Origin of the sequence: Paenibacillus sp. OK060 (assembly GCF_900101205.1) — a bacterium.
In the GTDB taxonomy this organism is placed as follows: Bacteria; Bacillota; Bacilli; order Paenibacillales; family Paenibacillaceae; genus Paenibacillus; species Paenibacillus marchantiae.
Genome location: NZ_FNFR01000005.1, coordinates 87,945 through 110,965, shown reverse-complemented (window position 1 = coordinate 110,965; position 23,021 = coordinate 87,945). Strand labels below are relative to the sequence as shown.

Sequence of the window (23,021 nt, the reverse complement as noted above, 5' to 3'; positions counted from 1 at the left end):
AAATTTATATTTACAGCCGTTCCGTATTTTAGCCTTTGATTTCCATTGACCGGTCAGAAGGATTTTGACTGGCTGGGGTCGTATATTACAATATGCAGCTATTTTATGAAACCGGGTGGTCTGGCTTTGAGTGAGTTGAATGTACGCCACATTGTTGTGGATGGTGATGCTTGCCCGGTCAAGGCTGAGATCGCAGAAACAGCTCTCCAATTCAAAGTTCCTGTGTTGATGGTTTCTTCATTTGATCATTTTCTTCAGGGCGGAGAAGGAGTGCGCACCGTTCAGGTAGATCGAAGTGATCAGAGTGCAGACCTTTACATTGCCAATCACATCAAGCCATACGATGTGGTCATTACACAGGATTATGGACTGGCGGCGCTCGCACTTGGCAAACGTTGTTATGTTTTATCATTTCGTGGTCGTGAATTTAATGATCGTGACATTGATTTCATGCTGGATTCCCGTCATACTGCCGCCAAAGCACGAAAAAGAGGACATTATGGAAAAGGCCCAAAGCCTTTCACAGAGCAGGATCGGGAAATTTTTCAACATAAACTGACAAAACTTTTGAAAGATTTGCAGGAGAATGTGTAAGTTTATCGAATAATATTTACGTGTTAAAGAGATGAAGGTGGACCAAGATGAGTACCGGACAAGGCGGTATACCCGAAAGCATTATTGAATCGGTGTTACAGCAGCATGATATCGTCGATACGGTGAGCCGATTTGTACATCTGACCAAACAGGGGAAATATATGAAAGGCCTCTGTCCTTTTCATTCTGAGAAGACGCCTTCGTTTACAGTTACGCCTGAGAAACAAATTTTCTATTGCTACGGTTGCGGCACGGGTGGAAATGCCATCAAATTTAGGATGGAAATCGAAGGGTTATCCTTTCCCGAGGCCGTCAAGACGATGGCAGAAGAAAGCCACATTTCAATGGGGGACTGGCAGGGGCGTGAATCGGCTCATGTTAATCCAGAAACCGAACGTTTATTGGAAGCATATGAGCTTACCGCGAAGCTGTATCATTTCTTATTGAAAAATACAGAGCACGGTAAAGTGGCTATGGAATATTTACGCTCACGTGGGTTTAGCGACAAACTCATTGACCAATTCCAGATTGGCTATGCACCTAATCGCTGGGATACCTTGGTACAATTTCTGGAAAAGCGCGAATTTCCGCTTGAAGAGATGGAAAAGGGTGGTTTACTGTCACAGCGAAACGAAGGTCAGGGTTATGTGGACCGTTTCCGAGACAGGGTGATGTTTCCGATTAACGGCAGGAGCGGAAAGCCGATTGCATTTGCAGGTCGCATTTTGGGAGACGGGCAACCGAAGTACCTAAATTCACCGGAAACCCGGTTATTTAACAAAAGCCGTGTTCTCTACAATCTGCATCATGCCAAAAATGCAATTCGCAAACAAAGGCAGGCCATATTGTTCGAAGGGTATGGGGATGTTATCTCCGCCTGGGATCAGGATATCCAGAATGGTGTAGCGGCAATGGGTACCGCGCTCACTGAGAATCAGGCATTGATGCTTAAAGGCATGTGTGATGAAGTCATTGTATGTTATGACGGTGATCGAGCTGGACAGGCTGCGGCGCTCAAAAACTTCCCTATACTCGAGGAAGCTGGGTTACAGGTCAAAATTGCTCTGATTCCGGATGGACTCGACCCGGATGATTTTATCCGAAAGCATGGTGGCGAGCGGTTCCGAAACCAAATTGTGGATGGCGCCGTAACGACTACAAAATTTAAGCTTATAAACCTTAAAAAAAACCATATACTGCTAGAAGGCGGCGGACAAATCGCTTATTCCAAGGAAGCGGTGAAACTTATTGCTCCATTGTCTTCTCCTACAGAACGGGAAGTATATCTTCGGGAACTGGCTGCGGAAGTGGACGTATCTTATGAAACACTGAAGCAGGAGTGTAATGAAGAACGGGAGGCCATGAAAAATAACCTCCAGTATGGGGATAATAACCCGAAAAGGTGGAATAATGGTAGGCAACAAAATAGGCAGGTGCCTACACCCAATCTGTTGCCGGCTTATCACGCTGCTGAACGCAAACTTCTCGCCTGGATGCTTCAGGATGATGAGGCTGCCCATTACGTGAATGAGCATCTTGGTGAAGCTTTTAACTTGGATGATCATGCAGCTATTGCTGCTTATCTATATGCCTATTATGCGCAAGGCAAACCGTCGGATATAAGCCGTTTTATGTCTTCACTTCATGACGACCGACTGGAAAAGACGGTCAGTTCAATCTCAATGATGGATGGTCCAGGTGAATGGAGTATTCAAGCACTTGACGATTGCATCAGGGAAGTGCTGAAGTATCCGCGTAAGAAAGAGTACGATCTGAAAAAAGAAGAAATGATTGCTGCAGAGCGGGCAGGTGATTCTGTACGCGCGGCACAAATTGTACTTGAAATGATTGCCCTAGAGAGACAGTGAACATCTGAATGTTGGATGTTTCTAGGGAGGAGGGAGTCGAGTTATGGCGAATGATCAGCATACTGAACTAGAAACAGAATTGACGCTGGATCAGGTTAAAGATCAATTGATTGAATCAGGTAAGAAAAGAGCTTCGTTGAACTACAAGGAAATTATAGAAAAACTCTCCCCGTTTGAGCAAGACGCAGAGCAGATGGATGAGTTCTATGAACAACTGAGTGACCTGGGTATTGATGTCGTGAACGAAAATGATGAAGAGGTAACCCTTCGCCCTAGTGAAGATTCCGAGAACAACACCAGAGAGGGAGACGATGAATTCCACTTTGATGATGATCTGAGCCTTCCACCAGGAATCAAAATCAACGACCCTGTTCGGATGTATCTCAAAGAAATCGGTCGTGTACCTTTGTTGTCTGCGGATGACGAAGTGCAGTTGGCCAAACGGATTGAAAACGGGGATGAAGAAGCGAAACGTCGTTTGGCTGAAGCTAACCTTCGTCTCGTGGTAAGTATCGCCAAGCGTTATGTTGGACGTGGCATGTTGTTCCTGGATCTGATTCAGGAAGGTAACATGGGTCTGATCAAAGCGGTTGAGAAATTCGACCACAAAAAGGGTTATAAATTCAGTACGTATGCGACATGGTGGATTCGCCAAGCGATCACCCGTGCGATTGCGGACCAAGCACGTACGATTCGTATTCCTGTGCACATGGTGGAGACGATTAATAAGCTGATCCGGGTATCCCGTCAGCTGTTGCAGGAACTTGGGCGTGAACCGACACCGGAAGAAATCGCTGCCGAGATGGATCTGAGTGTGGAAAAAGTTCGTGAGATTACGAAGATTGCTCAGGAACCGGTTTCCCTGGAAACACCGATTGGTGAGGAAGATGATTCCCATCTGGGTGATTTCATCGAGGATCAGGAAGCATTGGCTCCGGCGGATGCTGCTGCTTATGAGTTGCTAAAAGAACAGCTCGAAGATGTCCTGGATACATTGACTGAGCGTGAAGAGAACGTGCTTCGTCTGCGTTTTGGTCTGGACGATGGACGTACAAGAACGCTGGAAGAAGTGGGCAAGGTATTTGGTGTTACGCGTGAGCGTATTCGTCAAATTGAAGCCAAAGCTCTTCGCAAATTGCGTCACCCTAGCCGCAGTAAACGGCTTAAAGATTTCCTCGAATAACATCACTATGGGAGACTTTCCGCAAGACGCTTTAGCGGCGGCGGGGTCTCCTTTATTTTTAAATTGAACATCTAAATTTCTTGGTTTTGGTAATTCATCCTTGAAATGTTTTATTGGATTTCATTTTATCGCTTTTCGTTGTTCAATGCAAATCAATAAATTAAATGAATGGTGTAGGTGCTTCATGAAACTTTCGAATCGATTACAGCGGATACATGATCAAATTCCCGAAGGCAGCCGCTTGGCTGACATTGGCTCAGACCACGCTTTGCTTCCAGTTGCGGCAGTACGCAGCGGGAAAGCAGCAGGTGCAGTAGCCGGAGAAGTCAACCCAGGCCCTTATGAAGCTGCACGCAAGCAAGTCAGCGATGCAGGCCTGAAGGAACGAATTACAGTACGTCGTGGAGATGGCTTGGATGTCATCTCTGCAGGAGAAGTGGACGTTATCACCATTGCCGGTATGGGAGGAGCACTCATTGCCTCCATTCTGGACCGTGGCCTCTCCAAACTGGATGAGGTCAAGCTTCTTATTTTGCAGCCTAATGTTGGTGAGGATATTCTCAGACGTTGGTTGTTGGAGCATCACTGGGTGGTCGTTGCAGAACAGCTGCTTGAGGAAGATGGCAAAGTGTACGAGATTATTACAGCAATGCCGCAAGAACTCAGTCCGATTGCCAATGAGGAAGTGTATCGCTCACGTCCGCTTGAAGGCGGAGTGGAATTGACATCAGATTTGCTGCTGCGCATGGGGCCTTATTTAACAGACCGTCCAACGGATGTGTTTTTTGCCAAATGGGAGAGCGAAATTGTCAAGCTGCAAAGTGTCGCGCAGTCCATCTCCAAATCTGATCAGGAGTCTTCTCGGGACAAGGCGGCTGAGGTGGAGCGTCTTATTGTGAACTTGAAGGAGGTACTCTCATGTTTGCCAAAGGTCAAACTGTAATTCAATTGATGGAGCAGCTTGCTCCCAAACATCTGGCTGTGCCGGACGATCGGATTGGTCTTCAGCTTGGCAGTTTGCAAAAGGAAATTACGCACGTTCTTATCGCACTTGATGTTACGAACGAAGTTGTAGACGAGGCCATTCGGATTGGAGCCAATCTGATTATTGCGCACCATGCCATCATTTTCCGTCCGGTCAAGTCATTGAATACCGATACACCCATGGGGAAACTGTACGAGAAGTTAATCAAGCATGATATTGCGGTGTACATTAGTCATACCAATCTGGATGTGGCTGAAGGCGGCATGAATGACTGGATGGCCGAGGCCATTGGAATGGAGAGCAAGGAATCACTTGAGGATGTACATACAGATCATTTGTTCAAACTGGCTGTATTTGTACCCCGTACCCATCATGAGCAGGTACTCCAGGCGGTTCTCGAAGCGGGTGCTGGCAGTATTGGGCAGTACAACAAGTGCAGCTTCAATACGGAGGGCACAGGTACTTTTGTACCGGGAGAGGGGTCACAACCTTTCATCGGTACAGAGGGACAGATGGAGCGTGTAGAGGAAATGCGGATTGAGACCATTGTACCGCAGAGTCTGCGCAGCAAGGTTGTACAAGCAATGCTTAAGGCGCATCCGTATGAGGAAGTGGCCTATGACCTGTATGCAATGGATTTAAAAGGCCGTACGCTGGGTCTGGGGCGCTTGGGACCACTCAAACAACCAAAGACACTCGGTGAGCTGGTGGAGGTCGTTAAGGCCCAACTGGATGTGCCATACGTTAGGGTAGTAGGCGATCTCAATCGGCAGATCAAAAAAGCAGCAGTGCTTGGAGGCTCAGGTAGCCGTTATACTCTTCCTGCACGGTTCAAAGGTGCCGATGTCATCGTAACTGGAGACATTGATTATCATACGGCTCACGATGCGCTGATGGCGGGTATGTGTATCATCGACGCCGGGCATAATGCCGAGAAAATCATGAAACCGAAAACTGCGGATTGGCTGCGCTCACGTTTGGAAGACAAACGTTATGACACGCAAGTGACTGCATCGGAGGTAAATACGGAAGTATTCCAATTTATCTAAAAGCACTCGAGTTCAATGCTTCCTGTAAGATTAAGCTTGTTTGTAAACTAAAATGCCTGTATACTATGTAATGTTGTTCGGAAAGCTTGACAGACAATCGCTGGTGGCCTTCGTTGCCACGAGAGGAAAGTCCGGGCTCCACAGGGCAGGATGCTGGATAACGTCCAGTCAGCGCGAGTTGAAGGATAGTGCCACAGAAATGGACCGCCGATGGCCGGATTTTCCGGCACAGGCAAGGATGGAACCGAGGTGTAAGAGACCCCGAGGAACGCTGGTGACTTCGTTCCTGGTAAACCCCATCTGGAGCAAGACCTAATGGGACACAGTCGACTCTTCGGAGAAGGCAGCCTTAGCCCGAGGTGTGTCTAGGTTGGTCGCTTGAGCTGTGCAGCAATGTATGGCCTAGATAGATGATTGTCGCTTGTGGTGGGAGGGTAGTTCCCGTCTGAACCACGAAGAGCACAGAACCCGGCTTACGGTAAGCTTTCCTAACTACAACACAAACTGTAACAAGTGCAGTCCACTATCAGTCACGGGCAAACAGAACGATTGTACCTGATGTGCCTGACTGATCAGAAGGATGCGATTAAACTTCAAAAGAATTCCTGCACTTGCAGGTCATATAAATAAGGCGTCAGACTTCGAGCTTTCTCGGGTCTAACGCCTTATTTTTGTGTTATTCGTTGGAATGAGAAATTGTTCCTAATGATACAGTGGATGACAGTTCGTTACAGTGTAACTACACTGTCTGACTGTAATGATGCATGCCAGCGTTGAATGGCACGATCCATACGCTCTACAGCCTCGGGAAGCAGATCTGGATCCGTATGAGTAAAGTTGATCCGCATACGGTTCAGTTCCGGTGTACCCGCATAGAATGAATCCCCTGGTACAATACATACTCTTTCCTGAATTCCATAGGTAAACAGATTGCTGGCCAGCATGCCCTCAGGCAATTGCAGCCACAGGAACATTCCGCCTTGCGGTGAGTTCCAAGAGATACCTTCCCACGATTTTGCAGCCATGAGAGTGGTCATTTTTTTCATCCGTTGTTCATAATCCTGTGAAATATTGCGAATATGGCCGTCCAGATCGAAAGATTCCAGTAGTGCATGAAGTGCTCTTTGGTCGATGCTGCTGGAATGCAAATCTGCCCCCTGTTTGGCGCGGGCAGCTATTTGGATAACATCCGGAGCAGCCAGTATCCAGCCAGTGCGGAGGCCAGGAGCAACTGTTTTGGAGAATGTGCTGGTGTAGATGACATTGGATGGACCCTCATAGGATTCCGCATCCAGTTTCGCCAGTGCAGGGGCATCTAGTTGTTCCGGTTTAAAGCGGATTTCACCATAAGGATCGTCTTCCAGGATCAGTACCCCATATTTCCGGCACAGGTCTACGGCTTGCTGACGTCTGGCGCGACTCCATACTTTACCTGACGGGTTGGAGAACGTAGGGTTAATGTAAACGAGCTTTGGACGATGCAATTGCAGCTGTTCCTCCAGTGATTCAGGCAACATTCCGTCATCATCACAGGCAACACCGTGCGCCTCAGCCTGATAGGAATGAATGACTTGAAGGGCAGCCAGATAGGTTGGTGATTCAACTAGCACGCTGTCGCCTGGATCGAGCAAGATTCGGCACACCAGGTCAATGGATTGCTGGGAACCTGTAGTCAGAAGCATATGATCAGGTGAAGCGGGAATGCCCTTGGATTCAAGACGTTCTGCAATTTTGGCACGTAGTGGTCGGAATCCTTCCGTCTCTGCATATTGAAGAGCCGCTGAACCACCCATGAATACCTTTTCGTATGCGTCACGGATGGCTTCAAGCGGGAATGATGACTGGGCAGGTAAACCGCCGGCTAGAGAAATCATTCCAGGCGCCTGTGCAGCCTGTAACATGTCGCGAACGACAGAGGACGGGGTATTTTGTGCCATTTTGGACCAAGGGATATTCATATTATTCTCATCTCCTGTTATTCACTGTTATACTGATATTATAAACTATAATAGACGGACTGCAGTATAACAGTAAAATGCTGATCATAACAGTTGGGAGGGTGCATGTGTGCATATTGAATTGAAACGGGGAAGCAGCACCAAATTGTATGTTCAGATTGCCCTTACACTTGCTGACCGAATAAGGTCTGGACTAATCGAGCCTGGAACCCGTCTGCCGTCTGTTCGTAAAATGACCACAGATCTGGGCGTCAGCCTGGTCACTGTGTCCAAAGCCTATGCCGAGCTTGAAGCCATACAGCTAATTACGTGTTCCCAGGGGAAGGGTTGTTATGTACGGGGGGCGCATGAGCTGGAGATAACGGAGGATATGGAGAGGACTCACCGCACTCATGCAAAAAATGAATCCAGCACACCTTGGAACTGGCAGATGGCCCTTGTGGATTATTTGCCCCGAGCTCAGCTCTGGAGACATTTTGATGCATCTCCACAAGTTAGATATGAGCTGCATATGTCGGCAATTCAGCCTGAATTGTTGCCAACCCGAGAGATTATCGATAGTGCGTACCGGCTTTCCTCGGATCATCCAGAGCGCATGGCTGCCTATGGGTCTTTTCAGGGAGATCGCGAACTGCGTCAGACGTTTTCCGGGCATTTTGCGGAAAGAGGTTTGCGGGTAATGCCCGAACGGATGCTGATTACGAGCGGTACCCAGCAGGGAATCGATCTTGTCGCGCGTACGTTTGTTGGTCCTGGTGACGTCGTATACATGGAAGCACCAAGCTATACCGGAGCAATAGATGTGTTTACAAGCAGAGGAGCAAAGATTATTACGGTGCCGATGGATGACGAAGGTATGCGTATAGATCTGTTAACCCGGTTATGTGATACATACCCGCCCAAGTTGATATATACCATTCCTACGTTTCACAATCCTACAGGCATTACGATGAGTGCCAAACGGCGTGCGCAACTGCTTAATCTTGCTCAAAGTTATCATTGTCTCATCCTGGAGGATGATCCGTTCGCCGATCTGTATTTCCGTGATCCTCCCCCTGCTTCCATTAAATCCATGGATGGGACGGGGCATGTGATATATATCAAAAGCTTTAGCAAAGTACTGTCTCCAGGCTGCCGTGTGGCGTGTGCGGTTGCAGACGGAAGTGTGCTCACCCGACTTGTTGCAGCCAAATCCACTGCGGATCTCGGGAGTCCGCTGCTTACACAAAAGGCCTTGCAATCGTTCATACAGCATCAATACAGTGCGTATACAGCGCGATTGAGGGATGAGTTATATTCCCGGCTTCTTGCCGCATCAACGGTACTGGAGGAACATGGTTCTCCCGGGATGTACTGGACTTTGCCTGATGGTGGACTAAACTTGTGGCTGCAATTGCCTGATGGTTTGGATATGCGTGAACTGCACCGCCAGTCACTTGCCGCAGGTGTTTCCTTTTTACCTGGCTCTGCCTGTTATGTAGGGGAAACGGATACGGCGAGTCTGCGGATCTGCTTCACGGTTACGAATCAGGAGCTGTTATGTGAAGGTCTACGGGTATTATGCAGGGTTATTAAGAACATTACCCCTCAACAGGGTGGGGCTAAAGCGGACAGGCTCCCGCTTATTTAATTTTTGGAACACGGACATACATCCAATCCACATTGGACCCAGTGCAATACGTTATAGTATCACTTGAAAGGGAGTTGGTTTGAAATGAACCATTTCTGTCCACCGCTTTGTCCGATTGTTTGTGACCCAATCCAGGTTGTTGAAGATTATTACATCCCACAAATCGTACCCGTAATTCACCCGATCGAAGTCATCAAAAAACATCACTGTGTGCCGATCCATCATCACATGTATCCTGTCGTGGTCAAAGAAGAAGATCCTTGTTATGTTTCAAGCCACAACGGTAAGAAAAAATCCGTGAAAAAATCAAGCAAATCCCGCACAACTTCTCGCAAGCGCTAGTCGCAGCGGGTGCCCCGGGGAAATAGGTAAACATACCAAAGAGCAGCATACGCCCCGGGGCGCAGCTGCTTTTGTTTTTTTATATCCAGTGTACGGTTATTGTTTGATGTACTTTTTCATTGTATTATCCATTTGCTGTCTCACATGTTGTGGCCAGAACTGGAGTGGGGCACTGTTACCAGAGGCCGCCTCCAATGCTTTAAATACATCGATTTGACCATAACCGAAATACTTGTCATGACCTGGGTCTCCGAGATCTATGACGCTTTGACGCATGAGATCCATGACTTCTGTGTTGGTCAGATCAGGATTGAGTGAGCGAATCAAGCCTGCAAGTGCCGCTACATGGGGGCTTGCCATCGACGTTCCGGACAAGGCTGCATATTGGTTGTTCGGATACGTACTTGCAATGCTGGAGCCTGGAGCCGTCACATCGACGTAATCCCCGTAGTTGGAATAGGAAGCTTTGTTCATGTCCGCATCCGTAGCGGATACCGCAAATACTTCTGGATAAGCGGCAGGGTATCCCGGACGCTCCGTATTATCGTTACCGGTCGCTGCAATTAATACGATATCGCGATCAAAAGCGTATTTGATAGCATCATGAAGAAATTGGGCATCTGCGTAGTTACCCAGACTCATGTTAATGACCTTGGCTCCATGATCAGCGGCCCAAATGATGCCTTCTGCTACAGCATAGGTTGTGCCTGACCCCGAATTGTCGAGCACTTTAACAGGTAGTACCTTGTTATACCAGCTCATGCCTGCTACACCTTCGTTGTTATTCACAACAGCGCCGATGATGCCTGCTACATGTGTACCATGTCCTACGTCATCAAGTGGTTTGCTCGCTGGATCGACAACGTTATAACCTTTCAGCAGCTTGCCCTTCAAATCAGGATGAGTCAGATCGACGCCGGTGTCTACCACGGCAACGATAACATCCTTGTTGCCCTTCGTAATATTCCAGCCACGGTTAGTCTCAATGGCGGGCAGGTTCCATTGGTAGTCGGAGAACAAAATATCATTGGGCACGGTTACATCTTTTTGTTCAGGTACGGTTTCATTGGTTAAATACATGTAGTGGGGTTCCATATACAGCGGATTCCATTTACGTTCGAAATAAGCATGTAATTGTTGATAATTCATATTTTCCGACCGAAAAACATACGTGTATCCCAGTTTGCGTGCCGATTGCGTCCGCAGGTCAGATTTAATGATGCGCATATCCCGTTCACCTGGATCCTGACGGAAACGGATGACGATTTCATTTTCGTAAAAATGGCTGGCATTGGCATTATCATGTCCTGTTTTTACAGTGATTTCTTTAAGGGTGTCGGGGTGCACAGACTCGATTTTGAATTTACCTTCACGCGGATAAGGGATCATGCGCAAATTTTTGCGCTGATGCTGTTCCACGGCATTCAGTACATTTTGGCTAAACAGAGCGATGACGGCACGTTCTCCATCCTTGGAAGGTTGCGCCATAACAAAAAACTTTTCCTTGCCGAGAGGAAAGGAAGAAGATTCGAAGCTTTGACGTTTGCTCACAGCTTTTTTGGCTAGGGCGAGAGAATGTTCCAGCTTTTGCTGTTCCATTTTGCTTCCTTTTGCTGCTGTTTTGTCAAAGTGCCGACTCCGAGATCCATTGGTATTCATTACATCAATAGACCGTATATGATCATGTGTTTGTTGTAGCTCTTTAACGTATTGACTTATTTGCACATCGTTCATTTTGGAGGTCTTCTCAAGCATGATGTTAAGATGTTGTTTGGCATCCGCACGGGTCAGCAGATTGGTTGACTTTACATCCTGAACTTTAAGACGTTGTTTGCTCGCATGCTCCTCGTGTGGAGAATCGGGCATGGCACTTGGAGCAGGAACAGGGCGATTGGACGTCGGAAGCAAAAGCGTCAAGGCAAGTGCGCCCGCACCCGCGGCAATGGCCCAGTTAACCCATTTCGGTCTGGACATAGGGGATGGAACCTCCTCGTTTATTTTGACAATCATCTTACAGTGCTCTGATTTCATCGTTGTCACTGGATATATCTATCGTTAGGAAAAGCGGTTATTTTTATGCAGGTGAACATCAGGTGAGCTGTGTGTAATGGGCATGTTCAGGGACAGAAAGGGAAAGCCTGATTAAGGGATACCGCTCGTCATCTTTTTATGGTAGGATAGTACCTGAGAATTCAAGGTCAGGGGAGAATCTCCCGTTGGCCGATCTATATGTAAGGACTTATTTAAGGGGGAGCTACCTTTATGTCAGCAGCCAATGTACAGAAAACATGTGAGTCAACTAGGGAAAAGTTAAAACCGGCTATCGATCGGATCGAAAAATTTTTGAATGAAAATGCCTTGCCTGAACTGGATCAGAATCAGACGGAGGAGTCATCAGCCTTCTACAAAGGATTTCTTTCGGATCTCCGTCATTTGCTCGTTTTTTCTGAAGTTTCTTACGAAAAACTTGGCGTTGTGCTGCGTCGTGCCAATTTTGATGTCGATTTTGCCGAAAAGGCTCTCTATAACACATACCATCAAAGCATAAACAGCTTTTTTTATCCTAAAAATGAATGTTACTCCGAAGATGGAAGATATGCTTACACTGGTCAGGATGCGATCCGATTCCGTGATAAGCCAATTCGTGCAGTACGGGATGTTATTCTTGAAATATCAAAAACGTACGAAGAGTTGCGTGATGATCTGGCCTTTTATGAAAGTGACTACCTCACGCAGCGTCGGATGCAAAATCAACGCAATCACGCGTAAATACATTTTTTAACTTATATGCGAATTGGACAAAACCGCCCTTGTGGCGGTTTTTTTGCGTGTTCTTTCAACTGGCATCGCGGATAAAGGAGCATGTCATCATCTGGCATTTCGATGGAGAATAGCCGATTTACGGTGCGGAGACAATAGATGTCGAGGTGATAAAAATGAGCCAAGAGAAGCCGATCGTCAAATGCAGTGTTGCTAACTGCCACTTTTGGGGAGAAAACAATTTCTGCCAGGCTGATGCCATCATGATTGACATTGACCAACATGCCACCCGTCGCTTACATGAGGAATTTGCCGGAGAGACCTTTGATTCTGATCATCATGATCATGCCCGTACTTCATCTGCAACTTGCTGTCACACATTCAAACCGAAATGAGCAGTCATTCCCATTTATATGGAGGTGCTTTGCATTGAATAATGACCGTAGAGATGATCACCCGTTGCAACGTCCAAAAACGACTCCGTTAGATGAAAAGCAGCGTCAGCGTGTAGACTATCCAAGACGTAGCCACAGGGAAGAGTATGGTGCAGAGGTAGCGCCCCCAACAGGTTCTATTCGAACAGAACCTACGGAAAGAACCGATCATACCCCTGTGAAGCGTGAAGATGACGACGGTGTCATGAAATCTACTGGCCGAATCTCCGGATATATGGGTCTGGCCTTTGGTATCGCATCCTTATTTATGTGGTCCATTGTCCTTGGTCCAGCTGCAGCGGTACTTGGTTACTATGCTTACGTCAATGGCCGGAAAACGGCGGGTGCGTGGTCCATTGGACTTGGCGCAGTGGCAACACTTAGCTATTTCTTCATGATTCCATTCGCCCGTTAATAAAGCAAAAACATGATCTGATTATCAGTACAAAAAATGATAACCGAACTGGATATGAGTTGGTTATTTGCAGCCTTCTGCTTCCACCTTACTTAAGGGGGGATTGCAGAAGGTTTTTTCGCATATACGCAATGAAGTTGTAAAATCGGTCTATTTTTTTGAAAACAATGGAACCTGCCTGTAAAATAATGTAGAATAAAGTCATAATCTACGTTTACATTATACGGGAGTGAATATAACTCATGCAGATTGATCCGCGCGCGTCGCGGCAGTTGCTGGAACTGCAATTGTCCAATAGTCTCAACGAAACAAATGCATCGGATGGAAACTCCGCTTCAACAGTGGATTTTGCCAGTATGATGGACGGGCTGCTCGGGACGAATTCAAATACTTTGAACAATACTAGTACCGTAGGCGAAGAAGTGAATTCTGCTGCGATCTCCAAACGATCCAGTGACGGTCTGTTGTGGCTGCAACTGGGCAGCATGTATAACCCGGATGCAAGTTCTGTTTCTTCCTCGAACAGTAATGTGGTTTCTTTATCTTCCCTGTTAAATACTGGAGCAGTCGATTCGGGTGCATCTGTACCTACAGATTTTGAATCTTTGATTGCCTCAGCGAGCGCCAAATATGGGGTGCCTGAATCTTTGATCAAGGCGGTTATTGATACAGAATCCGGTTTCAATCCAAATGTAGTGTCTTCCGCAGGTGCCAAAGGACTGATGCAGTTGATGGATGGGACGGCAGCAGGGTTGGGAGTAAGCAACGCTTACGATCCCGCTCAAAATATAGATGGTGGAACCAAATACCTTTCTCTCCAGCTCCAGCGTTTTGGTGGCGAGGTGAAGATGGCACTTGCTGCTTATAATGCCGGACCGGGACGGGTTTCGAGTCTGGGTGTATCGAGTGACGCTGAACTGATGAGTGTACTTAACCGCCTCCCTTCGGAAACACAAGCTTATATCTCCAAAGTGGAGAAAGCACAGTCGAAATATTCGGTATAAATGGTATAGACCAAAGAAATGGCAACACAACAGTACGCCCAGGAAGAGATCAAACGCGGGAACAGCAGTCTTAAATGTGCTTAGTTCCTGTTTGGTCTTTTTGTGTTGAGCGGGGATCGTGTTACAATGCTCACTGTAGATTCCACAACGAAGAGACAAGGAGGGGAACCTCATTTGAAATATTTTGATTATGCAGCAACGACGCCTCCTCATCCGGATGTCGTTCGTACAATGGCCGAGATTATGGAGGCGCAATATGGGAATCCGTCATCGATACATGGATATGGTGAGCGAGCCCATCAATTGTTGCGCCGAGCGCGATCTGGTTGTGCCGCCGCAATTGATGTGAAACCGGAAGAAATCGTATTTACCTCAGGCGCAACTGAGAGCAACAATCTTGCCATTAAAGGGGCGGCATTACAGTATCAGTCTCGGGGCAAACACATCATTACAACTGCAACGGAACATGCTTCAGTTTACGAGAGTTTTGTGCAGCTACAACAGTGGGGATGGGAGGTCACTTGGCTTCCCGTGGATTCCGATGGTCTAGTTAGCGCCCAGCAGGTAGTGGATGCCATAAGATCGGATACGGTGCTTGTGAGTCTGATGCATGTGAACAATGAAACAGGAGCGATACATCCAATTGCTGAAATCGGTGTACGACTGAAAAAGGAAGCACCAAAGGTGCTTTTTCATGTAGATGGTGTGCAGGGTTTTGGCAAGATGGAGGCTAAACCTGCGGCATGGGGCGCGGATCTTTACAGCTTGTCTGCTCACAAGATTCATGGTCCCAAAGGAGCTGGTCTTCTCTACGTACGAAGTGGAGTCGAGCTAACGCCTTTACTGTCAGGGGGTTCCCAAGAGCAGGGACTAAGAGCGGGTACTGAAAATGTACCTTTGCTTGTGGGTATGGCGAAGGCGATGCGTCTCGCTGCGGAACGTCAGGCTGACTTTGCACAGCGTACAACGATTTTGCGAGATCGTATCATGGAGGTCATAGATACTATTGCCGGACTTGTGTTAAATAGTCGTAAGGAGGGTGCGCCGCACATTGTTCATTTTTCCTATCCTGGAATGAAGGCAGAAGTGGCGCTGCATACCCTTGAACAGCTTGGAGTAACTGTTTCTACACAATCTGCCTGCTCTTCGCGATCGGCTGAACCCAGCAGGGTATTGCTTGCCATGGGCAGGGATAATGCTTGTGCTGCTGGTGGATTGCGTATTAGTCTTGGAGATGAACATACAGAAGAAGATGTGGCACTGCTGGAGCAGGCTTTACATCAGATGGTGGCGCAGCTGCGCCCGTTGGAAAGGCGGATGTGATTTTAGATGAAATATGATATGCTGCTTCTCCGTTTCGGAGAGTTTATGTTAAAAGGAAAAAACCGTGCCCGGTTCGAAAAAACAATCATCACCCAGGTACGTTCCCTGCTCAAACCTTATCCAGGTGCAAGTCTGCGGAAGGAGTTTGGACGGTTGTATGTTGATCTGGGTGGCGAATCTCATACAGAGCTGATCGCTGTGCTGAAACGAGTATTCGGCGTTATGTCGATCAGTCCGGTTAAAGTGACCCCATCGGAGACTGACCAAATCGTGGAGACAGCCGTTGCTTTTATGGATGAAAGAGAGTCTGAATTCAAAGACGGTACCACATTTAAAGTTAATGCACGGCGTGTTTGGAAAGAGTTCCCCAATTCTTCGCATGAAATGAACCATCTGGTAGGTTCTCCGATTCTTCGGAAATTCCAGCAGTTAAGCGTCGACGTGCGTCAACCTGACATTGAACTGCGCGTGGAAATTCGGGATCAGGGTACGTATATCTTCAGTGAGGTGATTCCGGCCGTAGGCGGGTTCCCCCTTGGCACAAATGGAAAAGCGATGCTGTTATTATCGGGTGGCATAGACAGCCCTGTAGCGGCATGGTCTTCGATGCGTAGAGGCCTGGAAGTGGAATGTGTACACTTTTACAGTTATCCGTTCACAAGCCAGCGTGCCAAAGAAAAGGTCATTGATTTGGCGCGTGCACTTGCTGATCATGCAGGCACAATTAAGCTGCATCTGGTTCCTTTTACGGAAATTCAAACTGCATTTACCCAACTGGGACAGGATAACTTGATCATCACACTGATGCGCCGCTCCATGTTACGTATTGCAACCAAGCTGGCTGAACGTGAGCGTGCGCTTGCACTGATTACCGGAGATAGTCTGGGTCAGGTAGCGAGCCAGACCCTGCCAAGCATGAATGTCATTGGACGTGCGACGGATCTGCCGCTGCTGCGACCACTTGTCATGATGGACAAACAGGAAATTATAACTTTATCCAAACAGATCGGGACGTATGATATATCGATTCTGCCATATGAAGACTGTTGTACTCTTTTTGTACCGAAATCCCCATCCACCAATCCGAATCTTCGCATTGTGGACAAGATTGAAGCAACCATGAGTCAACTGCCGGAATGGGTGGAGCAGGCGGTGGAGCAGACAGAAACAATTACGCTGCATGCAGGTGAAAACTTTATTGTCACCAATCAGCAGAATGAAGTTAATGGCATGAAAGAAGAGTGGTTCTGAGGAACCGTATTCTGGATTGAATAACATAATAAGGACTATGTTATCTTCTTGAAGAAAAAGGACTGCCGATGTATTATCGGTCAGTCCTTTTTTTATGGTTGTGTTTGATGGGAATCCCATTTAATAAAGCTTAGGAATAGGAGTGCTGCCGTTCTCCACCTGGTTTATTGCTGCTTGCACGTTTGCGATATCCTGCAAATACAACACCAGCAGTAACGAGAACGATAAATAAGATTCTCAGTGCCGGATGCTCAGTGAAGAAAGGTACAAGACGCTGCTCCTCTGTGATCATGTTTGAAGCCGTATACCCAAGCACGATAGCTCCAAGATAAATGATCCAAGGGAAATGGTTAATTAATTTGATAAACAACGTACTGCCCCACACGATAATAGGTACACTGATCAGCAGTCCGAGTATAACAAGCACTAAGTGCTGCTGTGCTGCACCAGCAACGGCGATGACGTTATCCAGTCCCATGGCAGCGTCTGCGATGACAATCGTTCGCACGGCTACCCAGAGAGAACTGCCAGCCTTGATATTCGAATGCTCTTCCCCTTGATCTGCCAATAGCTTGTACGCAATCCAGATCAGGAGTAATCCCCCAACAAGGAGTAGCCATGGCACTTTAAGCAGCCAGAGCACAATCACGGTGGCTACAATGCGAATCAAAAGTGCGCCGCCTGTTCCGTAAAGAATCGCCCTTTTTTGCACAGAAGGGTGCAAATTTCGAGCTGCGAGACCAATCACGATGGCATTATCGCCAGCCAAAATTAGATCAATAAATACAACGTTCAACAACGCTAGCCAAAAAGCGGGGCTAAACAGCTCCATACGATGTCACTCCTTCTATATATCCAAACCTGAGAAAGCTTGTTCAACGTTTAAGAATAGCATGGACAACTTTGACATACAAGTTAGAGTGGGGGGATGAGAAGCATGGATACGCTATGGCTGCTAACCGAAATATTAATGATCAATCTGGTTCTAAGTGGAGATAATGCGGTTGTTATTGCCCTTGCAAGCAAGGATTTGCCGGCGAGACAGCGCAAGCAGGCGGTATGGTGGGGGGCTTTCGGTGCGGTTGTTTTGCGTTGTTTGTTAACCTTTGCAGCTGTGCTGCTGTTGGGTATTCCTTTTATTCAGGCGGCTGGTGGTTTGCTGTTGCTCTGGATTGCTGTCAAGCTGCTGCTTCAGAATGAAGATGAAGTACATATTCGTAAGGCGTCCACGACCTGGAAAGCGATCCAAACGATTTTGATTGCTGACTTTGTTATGAGTCTGGATAACGTTCTCGCGATTGCTGCGCTGGCGGATGGGGATTTGGCGCTCACGGTCATCGGAATTGCCATAAGTATTCCGATTGTGGTGTGGGGCAGCGGATTAATTGTCGGTTTGTTGAAGCGGTTTCCGATTCTGGTATTTGCCGGTTCAGGTATTCTAGCCTTCACAGCAGGTGAGATGGTGATGAATGATCCGAAGCTGGGACAGTGGCTCGGTGGATTGGCAGCTGAGGCACATACACTGCTGCCTGTAGCTATGGCTTGTCTTGTAATTGCGATTGGAGGAGCGCACAAGTTTGTTCGTCGAAACGTGTAAGTTGATTTGAGCAAATGGAAATGTGAATTTTCTGGCGAACTGCCCGTAAAGGGCAGTTTTTTGCTGTATTTATTTGTTCAGAAGAAATGGGTGAACTTGAATAAGTCATAGACCGATCATTTTAGGGTAATACAGGATAATGGAGAGAGGCGAAGTACGACATAAAGTGTAGTTTTTTGCATACACATCGGCTACACTAGAAGAAGGCTGGGAACAGTCAGTCATCATGGTGTGCTTATAGTTTATCTTACGGGGTACATAGCCAAATGTTATAAGAGGTGATTGTAGATGAGGATGAGAAATGAAAAAGCAATCGGAATATTTATTTTTGTTGCAGGTTTAATAATTTTACTCGGTAAACTAGGTGTGTTTGGCTTTATTGGACGGCACTTCTGGCCTTTGCTCATCTTGTTGCCTGGTATTGCTCTTCATGCATTATATTATGCAAGGCTCACGCCATCATGGTCACTCGTTCCAGCAGGAACATTAACCGTCTATGGTCTGTTGTTCGGAATCACGAATACATGGGGCAGCGGATTGATGAGCAACCTGTGGCCTGCTTTTTTGCTTGGAATTGCCGTTGGTTTGCTTGAATATGCACTGGCTGATCATCGAAGACCCGCAATGGTACTTCCGGTGGCATTGGGCGTTGGCATCCTTTCAATTATTTTATTCGGATTTACACTGCTTCACACCGGTATTATCTATGTGCTGGCGGTAATTTTGATTGTAGGCGGGATGTGGTTGCTGTTTGGCCGAGGACGCCAAGGGAGAGGCTGGTAACATTCCCAGTGGTCTTTCAAGCGAAATATCTTGATTTTTACCTATGATCAACTATAATATAAGGGATATAGGCATGCGTCGGGATATCACCGACGCTTATTTTGGGTGAGTAACCTGCGAATTTGCGGGAAGTTTAGTAGATAAGAATTGAAATTGGAAAGGATATGGATACAAACCATGCATTCAAGAGAACACATTCGCAATATTGCGATTATTGCCCACGTCGACCACGGGAAAACAACGCTCGTCGACAAGTTGCTCCAGCAATCCGGTACTTTCCGTGATCACGAAACGGTACAGGAGCGCGCAATGGACTCCAACGATTTGGAGCGTGAACGCGGTATTACGATTCTGGCCAAAAACACAGCTATTACCTATAAAGATTACCTGATCAATATTGTGGATACACCAGGACACGCCGACTTTGGTGGTGAAGTGGAACGTATCATGAAAATGGTTGACGGCGTTTTGCTCGTTGTTGATGCTTACGAAGGATGTATGCCGCAAACGAAATTCGTACTTCGTAAAGCTTTGGAGCACAACCTGACACCAATCGTTGTTGTAAACAAAATTGACCGTCCAGCGGCTCGTCCGACTGAGGTTATTGATGAAGTACTGGACCTGTTCATTGAACTGGGTGCCAACGATCAACAACTTGAATTCCCTGTTGTATATGCTTCCGCATTGAACGGAACATCCAGCATGGATAATGATCCTGCAAAACAGGATGACAACATGATGGCGATTTACAATACCATCGTTAGTCATATCCCACACCCTACCGAAAATGTTGAAGAACCACTTCAATTCCTCGTTACTTTGATGGACTACAATGAATACCTTGGCCGTATTGCCATTGGTCGTGTTAACCGCGGTGTGATCCGTCAAGGACAATCGGTAACGGTTATTATGCGTGATGGTAAGAGCAAAACTGCACGTATCGAGAAACTGTTCGGTTTCCAGGGTCTCAAACGTATTGAGACGGAAGAAGCAGGAGCAGGTGACATCGTTGCGATTGCAGGAATCAAGGACATCAACATTGGTGAAACCATCGCTGATCCGAACAACCCAGAAGCACTTCCAGTTTTGAAAATTGATGAGCCTACACTGCAAATGACGTTCCTCGTGAACAACAGTCCATTCGCAGGTCGTGAAGGTAAATGGGTAACTTCCCGTAAACTTCGTGAGCGTTTGTTCAAAGAATTGGAAACTGACGTATCCCTTCGTGTTGACGAAACGGATAGCCCGGATGCATTTGTCGTTTCTGGACGTGGTGAGCTTCACTTAGGTATCCTGATTGAAAATATGCGTCGTGAAGGATATGAGCTTCAAGTATCCAAACCAGAAGTTATCGTTAAAGAAGTTGACGGTAAGAAAATGGAACCTCTAGAGCGCTTGTTGATTGATATCCCTGAAGAAAGCATGGGTTCCGTAATGGAGAGCCTGGGCGCACGTAAAGCAGAGATGGTTAACATGGTCAACACAGGTAGTGGTCAAGTTCGTCTGGAGTTCCTGATTCCAGCACGTGGTTTGATCGGATATAGCACCAACTTCCTGACATTGACTCGTGGTTACGGTGTAATGAACCATGCATTTGACAGCTACGCTCCAGTAGTATCCGGTCAAGTAGGTGGACGTCACCAAGGCGTGCTGATCTCAACTGAAACTGGTACATCTACGTTCTATGGCATGATGGGCGTTGAGGATCGCGGTACGCTCTTCTTGGAGCCGGGTACTGAAATCTACGAAGGTATGATTGTTGGTGAACATACACGTGACAATGATATCGTTGTTAACATCTGCAAAGAAAAACAACTGACTAACGTTCGTTCTTCTGGTAAAGATGATACGGTTAAAATTAAAACTCCGATTATCTTCTCGTTGGAACAGGCGCTTGAATATCTGAATGAAGATGAATATTGTGAGATTACACCAAAATCTATTCGTCTCCGTAAGAAGATCCTGAACAAATCCGAGCGTGAGCGTGCAGAAAAACAACGCAAAATGGCTACAAAATAACACCTAACTACAACTAAAATAAATGATATAAGTTAACGTTTGATGGAACACATATACACCATCGACGTCGATTACAACCCGCTGAAGTAGTGGAGGATTCGGAATCGATTCTGTAGGAGCGAAGCGTTCGCCTTTATCCCCGGATTTTACCATTGAGAAATGGATCAAAAAAATATGGGGATAACAGCGACCGAAAGAACAATCCGAATCCGAAATGGTCACATGCAGAGTTTTGTAATTTATGTTGTTGGTGTGGTTCCATCAACCAGTTAACTTATATCTAGCATGAACACGAAAGGAGCTGGCTGTGCATGCAAGCATGGTTCGCATCAAACCCGATCGTAGCCTACATCGTCATCTTTGTATTGATTACTTACGTATATAACAAGGTGTTTCGGGTACGTCAGAAATTGCCACTTGGTAAGGAAATCGTTCTCTATATATTGATGGCGATGGGCACATTCATGCTTCTTGTTTTTCAAATCGACAAGTTGCCAATTATTCAATGTTTGCTGGTGGCTGTTGGTTTGATGCTGTTAGTGAGAGTGCGCTATTTTATTGAAGGTCGTCAAAAGAAAAAAGCGGAAGCTGCCGCTCGAAACTCATAAATTCTGTATAGTATAGACCATCCGTTTTCCTTAGGGAAAGCGGTTGTCTTATATATAGGCCAAAACAGATGTGATAAAGGTGTTGAAGATATGAACTCGAATTCGAACGGACTGCCTCCACGGAGACAGGCACCGACTCAATCCGGCGCTTCTGGATCGAAGAACGGCAAAGGCAAGCAACCAAAGAAGAAGAAAAAGATGCGAACCTTTGGCAGACTGATTTTAAGTTTATTGGTTATTGCAATTGTGGTAGGCTGCGGATATCTCTATTGGGTATACAATCAGGTAGCTGATACGGGCATTGACAAGCCAGTACCGGCTGGAATGTCAGCGAAAACCAAACCCATTACGATGTTGCTGCTAGGTACGGATAACCGTCCCGAAACAGGTACGTATCTATCGGATGTGGTTATGGTAGCTTCTCTGAATCCGGAGACCAAGACGGCAACCATTGTATCTTTACCTCGGGATACCCGTATTCAGTTGGATGGATATAAGGCGAATAAATTAAATTCCTATTATCCTAAATTTAAAGCCCAAGAAAAAACCTCTGGCAAAAATGCAGAGGAACAAATGAAAGAAATGATGGGCAAATATCTAAATGTGGATATCAATTATACAACGGTACTGAATTTTCAAGCGTTCCGTGATGCGGTTAATGCTGTAGGTGGCGTGGATGTGACAGTGGATAAAAACATGTGTTACAAAGATACGGCCGATGGCACGGATATTAACCTGGTAGCTGGTGCACAGCATTTGGATGGAAAAGAAGCACTTGATTTTGTTCGTTACCGTAAATCGAATTGTAAGCCGAAGACAGATGAATCCAACGACTTTGACCGAAATAAACGTCAGAATCAAGTGTTGAATTCTATGTTGGATCAGTTGAAATCACTGGGAGGCGTAACGAAGATTGGTAAAGTGATAGGCGCTGTTGACGATAACATGACAACAGACGTGGAATCGGAGCAGATGAAGAACTTCATTTCAACCTATTGGAATATTTCCAAATCGGATGTGCACTACACACCTGTAACCGGAGAGTGGAGAAGTCCATATGTATATATCAACGAAACTGAATTGGCTAATGCCAAACAGGCGTTGCAGGATACACTTTCAGGTAAAGTAACGGCATCTCCAACAGCCGAGTAACATTCATTCTTTTGGGATTGGAAGCGAGTTTGATGGTATGCTATAATATCATCAACAACGAATCAA

General features: G+C 46.5%; 21 protein-coding genes and 1 other RNA gene. 19 read left to right on the top strand and 3 right to left on the bottom strand.

Going from position 1 to position 23,021, the window contains the following annotated elements; translation table 11 throughout:
* Positions 1-126 precede the first annotated feature (126 nt).
* The 6 genes from BLS14_RS19140 (at position 127) to rnpB (ending at position 6,170) form a co-directional block, all read left to right on the top strand.
* Positions 127-594 carry a YaiI/YqxD family protein gene (locus BLS14_RS19140; RefSeq protein WP_371121653.1) on the top strand — a complete coding sequence of 156 codons (468 nt, stop codon included), beginning with the start codon at positions 127-129 and terminating at the stop codon, positions 592-594.
* Between the two features lie 47 nt (positions 595-641).
* Positions 642-2,462, top strand: coding sequence for a DNA primase (gene dnaG, locus BLS14_RS19135; protein ID WP_090953466.1), 1,821 nt, complete (start codon positions 642-644; stop codon positions 2,460-2,462).
* A gap of 43 nt (positions 2,463-2,505) precedes the next feature.
* The gene (gene rpoD / locus BLS14_RS19130; protein ID WP_053781258.1) at positions 2,506-3,645 is read left to right on the top strand and encodes an RNA polymerase sigma factor RpoD; all 1,140 of its coding nucleotides are present in this window, start codon (positions 2,506-2,508) and stop codon (positions 3,643-3,645) included.
* Positions 3,646-3,829: 184 nt separating this feature from the next.
* Positions 3,830-4,588 carry a tRNA (adenine(22)-N(1))-methyltransferase gene (locus BLS14_RS19125; RefSeq protein ID WP_063567019.1) on the top strand — a complete coding sequence of 253 codons (759 nt, stop codon included), beginning with the start codon at positions 3,830-3,832 and terminating at the stop codon, positions 4,586-4,588.
* Positions 4,564-5,679 (top strand): Nif3-like dinuclear metal center hexameric protein, encoded by a 1,116-nt coding sequence (locus tag BLS14_RS19120; RefSeq protein WP_090953464.1) that lies wholly within the window; start codon positions 4,564-4,566, stop codon positions 5,677-5,679. Before BLS14_RS19125 ends, BLS14_RS19120 begins: the two co-directional genes overlap by 25 nt.
* Before the next feature lie 81 nt (positions 5,680-5,760).
* An RNA gene (gene rnpB / locus BLS14_RS19115) (RNase P RNA component class A) lies at positions 5,761-6,170 on the top strand.
* A gap of 237 nt (positions 6,171-6,407) precedes the next feature.
* Here rnpB and BLS14_RS19110 read toward each other — a convergent pair.
* Positions 6,408-7,637 carry an aminotransferase-like domain-containing protein gene (locus tag BLS14_RS19110; RefSeq protein WP_090953462.1) on the bottom strand — a complete coding sequence of 410 codons (1,230 nt, stop codon included), beginning with the start codon at positions 7,635-7,637 and terminating at the stop codon, positions 6,408-6,410.
* Positions 7,638-7,746: 109 nt separating this feature from the next.
* Here BLS14_RS19110 and BLS14_RS19105 point away from each other — a divergent pair, with 109 nt between their 5' ends.
* Both BLS14_RS19105 and BLS14_RS19100 read left to right on the top strand, forming a co-directional pair.
* On the top strand, positions 7,747-9,267 hold the full coding sequence (locus BLS14_RS19105) for a MocR-like pyridoxine biosynthesis transcription factor PdxR (protein ID WP_072734498.1): 1,521 nt from the start codon (positions 7,747-7,749) through the stop codon (positions 9,265-9,267).
* Between the two features lie 84 nt (positions 9,268-9,351).
* Positions 9,352-9,609, top strand: coding sequence for a hypothetical protein (locus BLS14_RS19100; RefSeq protein WP_064636406.1), 258 nt, complete (start codon positions 9,352-9,354; stop codon positions 9,607-9,609).
* A gap of 96 nt (positions 9,610-9,705) precedes the next feature.
* Here the strand turns inward: BLS14_RS19100 and BLS14_RS19095 are convergent, their stop codons facing one another.
* Entirely contained in the window at positions 9,706-11,583 is a 1,878-nt protein-coding gene (locus BLS14_RS19095; RefSeq protein ID WP_090953460.1) for a S8 family peptidase, read from the bottom strand.
* Between the two features lie 288 nt (positions 11,584-11,871).
* Here BLS14_RS19095 and BLS14_RS19090 point away from each other — a divergent pair, with 288 nt between their 5' ends.
* The 6 genes from BLS14_RS19090 (at position 11,872) to thiI (ending at position 16,796) form a co-directional block, all read left to right on the top strand.
* Positions 11,872-12,378 (top strand): YpuI family protein, encoded by a 507-nt coding sequence (locus BLS14_RS19090; RefSeq protein ID WP_063567014.1) that lies wholly within the window; start codon positions 11,872-11,874, stop codon positions 12,376-12,378.
* Between the two features lie 167 nt (positions 12,379-12,545).
* Positions 12,546-12,764 (top strand): DUF1540 domain-containing protein, encoded by a 219-nt coding sequence (locus BLS14_RS19085; protein ID WP_064636410.1) that lies wholly within the window; start codon positions 12,546-12,548, stop codon positions 12,762-12,764.
* A gap of 34 nt (positions 12,765-12,798) precedes the next feature.
* The gene (locus tag BLS14_RS19080; RefSeq protein ID WP_371121652.1) at positions 12,799-13,218 is read left to right on the top strand and encodes a hypothetical protein; all 420 of its coding nucleotides are present in this window, start codon (positions 12,799-12,801) and stop codon (positions 13,216-13,218) included.
* Positions 13,219-13,460: 242 nt separating this feature from the next.
* Positions 13,461-14,222, top strand: coding sequence for a lytic transglycosylase domain-containing protein (locus BLS14_RS19075; protein ID WP_090809936.1), 762 nt, complete (start codon positions 13,461-13,463; stop codon positions 14,220-14,222).
* Between the two features lie 174 nt (positions 14,223-14,396).
* Complete coding sequence (locus BLS14_RS19070) at positions 14,397-15,545, top strand: cysteine desulfurase family protein (protein WP_090953458.1); 1,149 nt, start codon at positions 14,397-14,399, stop codon at positions 15,543-15,545.
* Positions 15,546-15,551: 6 nt separating this feature from the next.
* Positions 15,552-16,796 (top strand): tRNA uracil 4-sulfurtransferase ThiI, encoded by a 1,245-nt coding sequence (thiI, locus tag BLS14_RS19065; RefSeq protein ID WP_090953456.1) that lies wholly within the window; start codon positions 15,552-15,554, stop codon positions 16,794-16,796.
* A gap of 130 nt (positions 16,797-16,926) precedes the next feature.
* Here thiI and BLS14_RS19060 read toward each other — a convergent pair whose 3' ends face one another.
* On the bottom strand, positions 16,927-17,628 hold the full coding sequence (locus BLS14_RS19060; RefSeq protein ID WP_090953454.1) for a TerC family protein: 702 nt from the start codon (positions 17,626-17,628) through the stop codon (positions 16,927-16,929).
* 105 nt (positions 17,629-17,733) lie between these two features.
* Here BLS14_RS19060 and BLS14_RS19055 point away from each other — a divergent pair, with 105 nt between their 5' ends.
* The 5 genes from BLS14_RS19055 to BLS14_RS19035 all read left to right on the top strand — a co-directional run bounded on the left by BLS14_RS19055 (position 17,734) and on the right by BLS14_RS19035 (position 22,955).
* On the top strand, positions 17,734-18,393 hold the full coding sequence (locus tag BLS14_RS19055) for a TerC family protein (protein ID WP_063567009.1): 660 nt from the start codon (positions 17,734-17,736) through the stop codon (positions 18,391-18,393).
* Positions 18,394-18,681: 288 nt separating this feature from the next.
* A complete protein-coding gene (locus BLS14_RS19050) occupies positions 18,682-19,176 on the top strand; it encodes a hypothetical protein (protein WP_063567008.1) in 495 nt (164 codons plus the stop codon).
* A 177-nt stretch (positions 19,177-19,353) separates the two neighbouring features.
* Positions 19,354-21,195 (top strand): translational GTPase TypA, encoded by a 1,842-nt coding sequence (gene typA / locus BLS14_RS19045; protein ID WP_063567007.1) that lies wholly within the window; start codon positions 19,354-19,356, stop codon positions 21,193-21,195.
* Between the two features lie 311 nt (positions 21,196-21,506).
* The gene (locus tag BLS14_RS19040; protein WP_053781242.1) at positions 21,507-21,803 is read left to right on the top strand and encodes a YlaH-like family protein; all 297 of its coding nucleotides are present in this window, start codon (positions 21,507-21,509) and stop codon (positions 21,801-21,803) included.
* A gap of 90 nt (positions 21,804-21,893) precedes the next feature.
* The gene (locus tag BLS14_RS19035; RefSeq protein WP_063567006.1) at positions 21,894-22,955 is read left to right on the top strand and encodes an LCP family protein; all 1,062 of its coding nucleotides are present in this window, start codon (positions 21,894-21,896) and stop codon (positions 22,953-22,955) included.
* Positions 22,956-23,021: the final 66 nt, after the last annotated feature.

What these genes read in the sequence shown, in the direction of transcription:
- BLS14_RS19095 (WP_090953460.1), bottom strand. Translation starts at nt 11,583, where the DNA reads ATGTCCAGACCGAAATGGGTTAACTGGGCCATTGCCGCGGGTGCGGGC.
- BLS14_RS19125 (WP_063567019.1), top strand. Translation starts at nt 3,830, where the DNA reads ATGAAACTTTCGAATCGATTACAGCGGATACATGATCAAATTCCCGAA.
- BLS14_RS19055 (WP_063567009.1), top strand. Translation starts at nt 17,734, where the DNA reads ATGGATACGCTATGGCTGCTAACCGAAATATTAATGATCAATCTGGTT.
- BLS14_RS19035 (WP_063567006.1), top strand. Translation starts at nt 21,894, where the DNA reads ATGAACTCGAATTCGAACGGACTGCCTCCACGGAGACAGGCACCGACT.
- dnaG (WP_090953466.1), top strand. Translation starts at nt 642, where the DNA reads ATGAGTACCGGACAAGGCGGTATACCCGAAAGCATTATTGAATCGGTG.
- BLS14_RS19060 (WP_090953454.1), bottom strand. Translation starts at nt 17,628, where the DNA reads ATGGAGCTGTTTAGCCCCGCTTTTTGGCTAGCGTTGTTGAACGTTGTA.
- rpoD (WP_053781258.1), top strand. Translation starts at nt 2,506, where the DNA reads ATGGCGAATGATCAGCATACTGAACTAGAAACAGAATTGACGCTGGAT.
- BLS14_RS19100 (WP_064636406.1), top strand. Translation starts at nt 9,352, where the DNA reads ATGAACCATTTCTGTCCACCGCTTTGTCCGATTGTTTGTGACCCAATC.
- BLS14_RS19040 (WP_053781242.1), top strand. Translation starts at nt 21,507, where the DNA reads ATGCAAGCATGGTTCGCATCAAACCCGATCGTAGCCTACATCGTCATC.
- BLS14_RS19075 (WP_090809936.1), top strand. Translation starts at nt 13,461, where the DNA reads ATGCAGATTGATCCGCGCGCGTCGCGGCAGTTGCTGGAACTGCAATTG.
- BLS14_RS19120 (WP_090953464.1), top strand. Translation starts at nt 4,564, where the DNA reads ATGTTTGCCAAAGGTCAAACTGTAATTCAATTGATGGAGCAGCTTGCT.
- BLS14_RS19085 (WP_064636410.1), top strand. Translation starts at nt 12,546, where the DNA reads ATGAGCCAAGAGAAGCCGATCGTCAAATGCAGTGTTGCTAACTGCCAC.
- BLS14_RS19110 (WP_090953462.1), bottom strand. Translation starts at nt 7,637, where the DNA reads ATGAATATCCCTTGGTCCAAAATGGCACAAAATACCCCGTCCTCTGTC.
- BLS14_RS19090 (WP_063567014.1), top strand. Translation starts at nt 11,872, where the DNA reads ATGTCAGCAGCCAATGTACAGAAAACATGTGAGTCAACTAGGGAAAAG.
- thiI (WP_090953456.1), top strand. Translation starts at nt 15,552, where the DNA reads ATGAAATATGATATGCTGCTTCTCCGTTTCGGAGAGTTTATGTTAAAA.
- BLS14_RS19050 (WP_063567008.1), top strand. Translation starts at nt 18,682, where the DNA reads ATGAGGATGAGAAATGAAAAAGCAATCGGAATATTTATTTTTGTTGCA.
- typA (WP_063567007.1), top strand. Translation starts at nt 19,354, where the DNA reads ATGCATTCAAGAGAACACATTCGCAATATTGCGATTATTGCCCACGTC.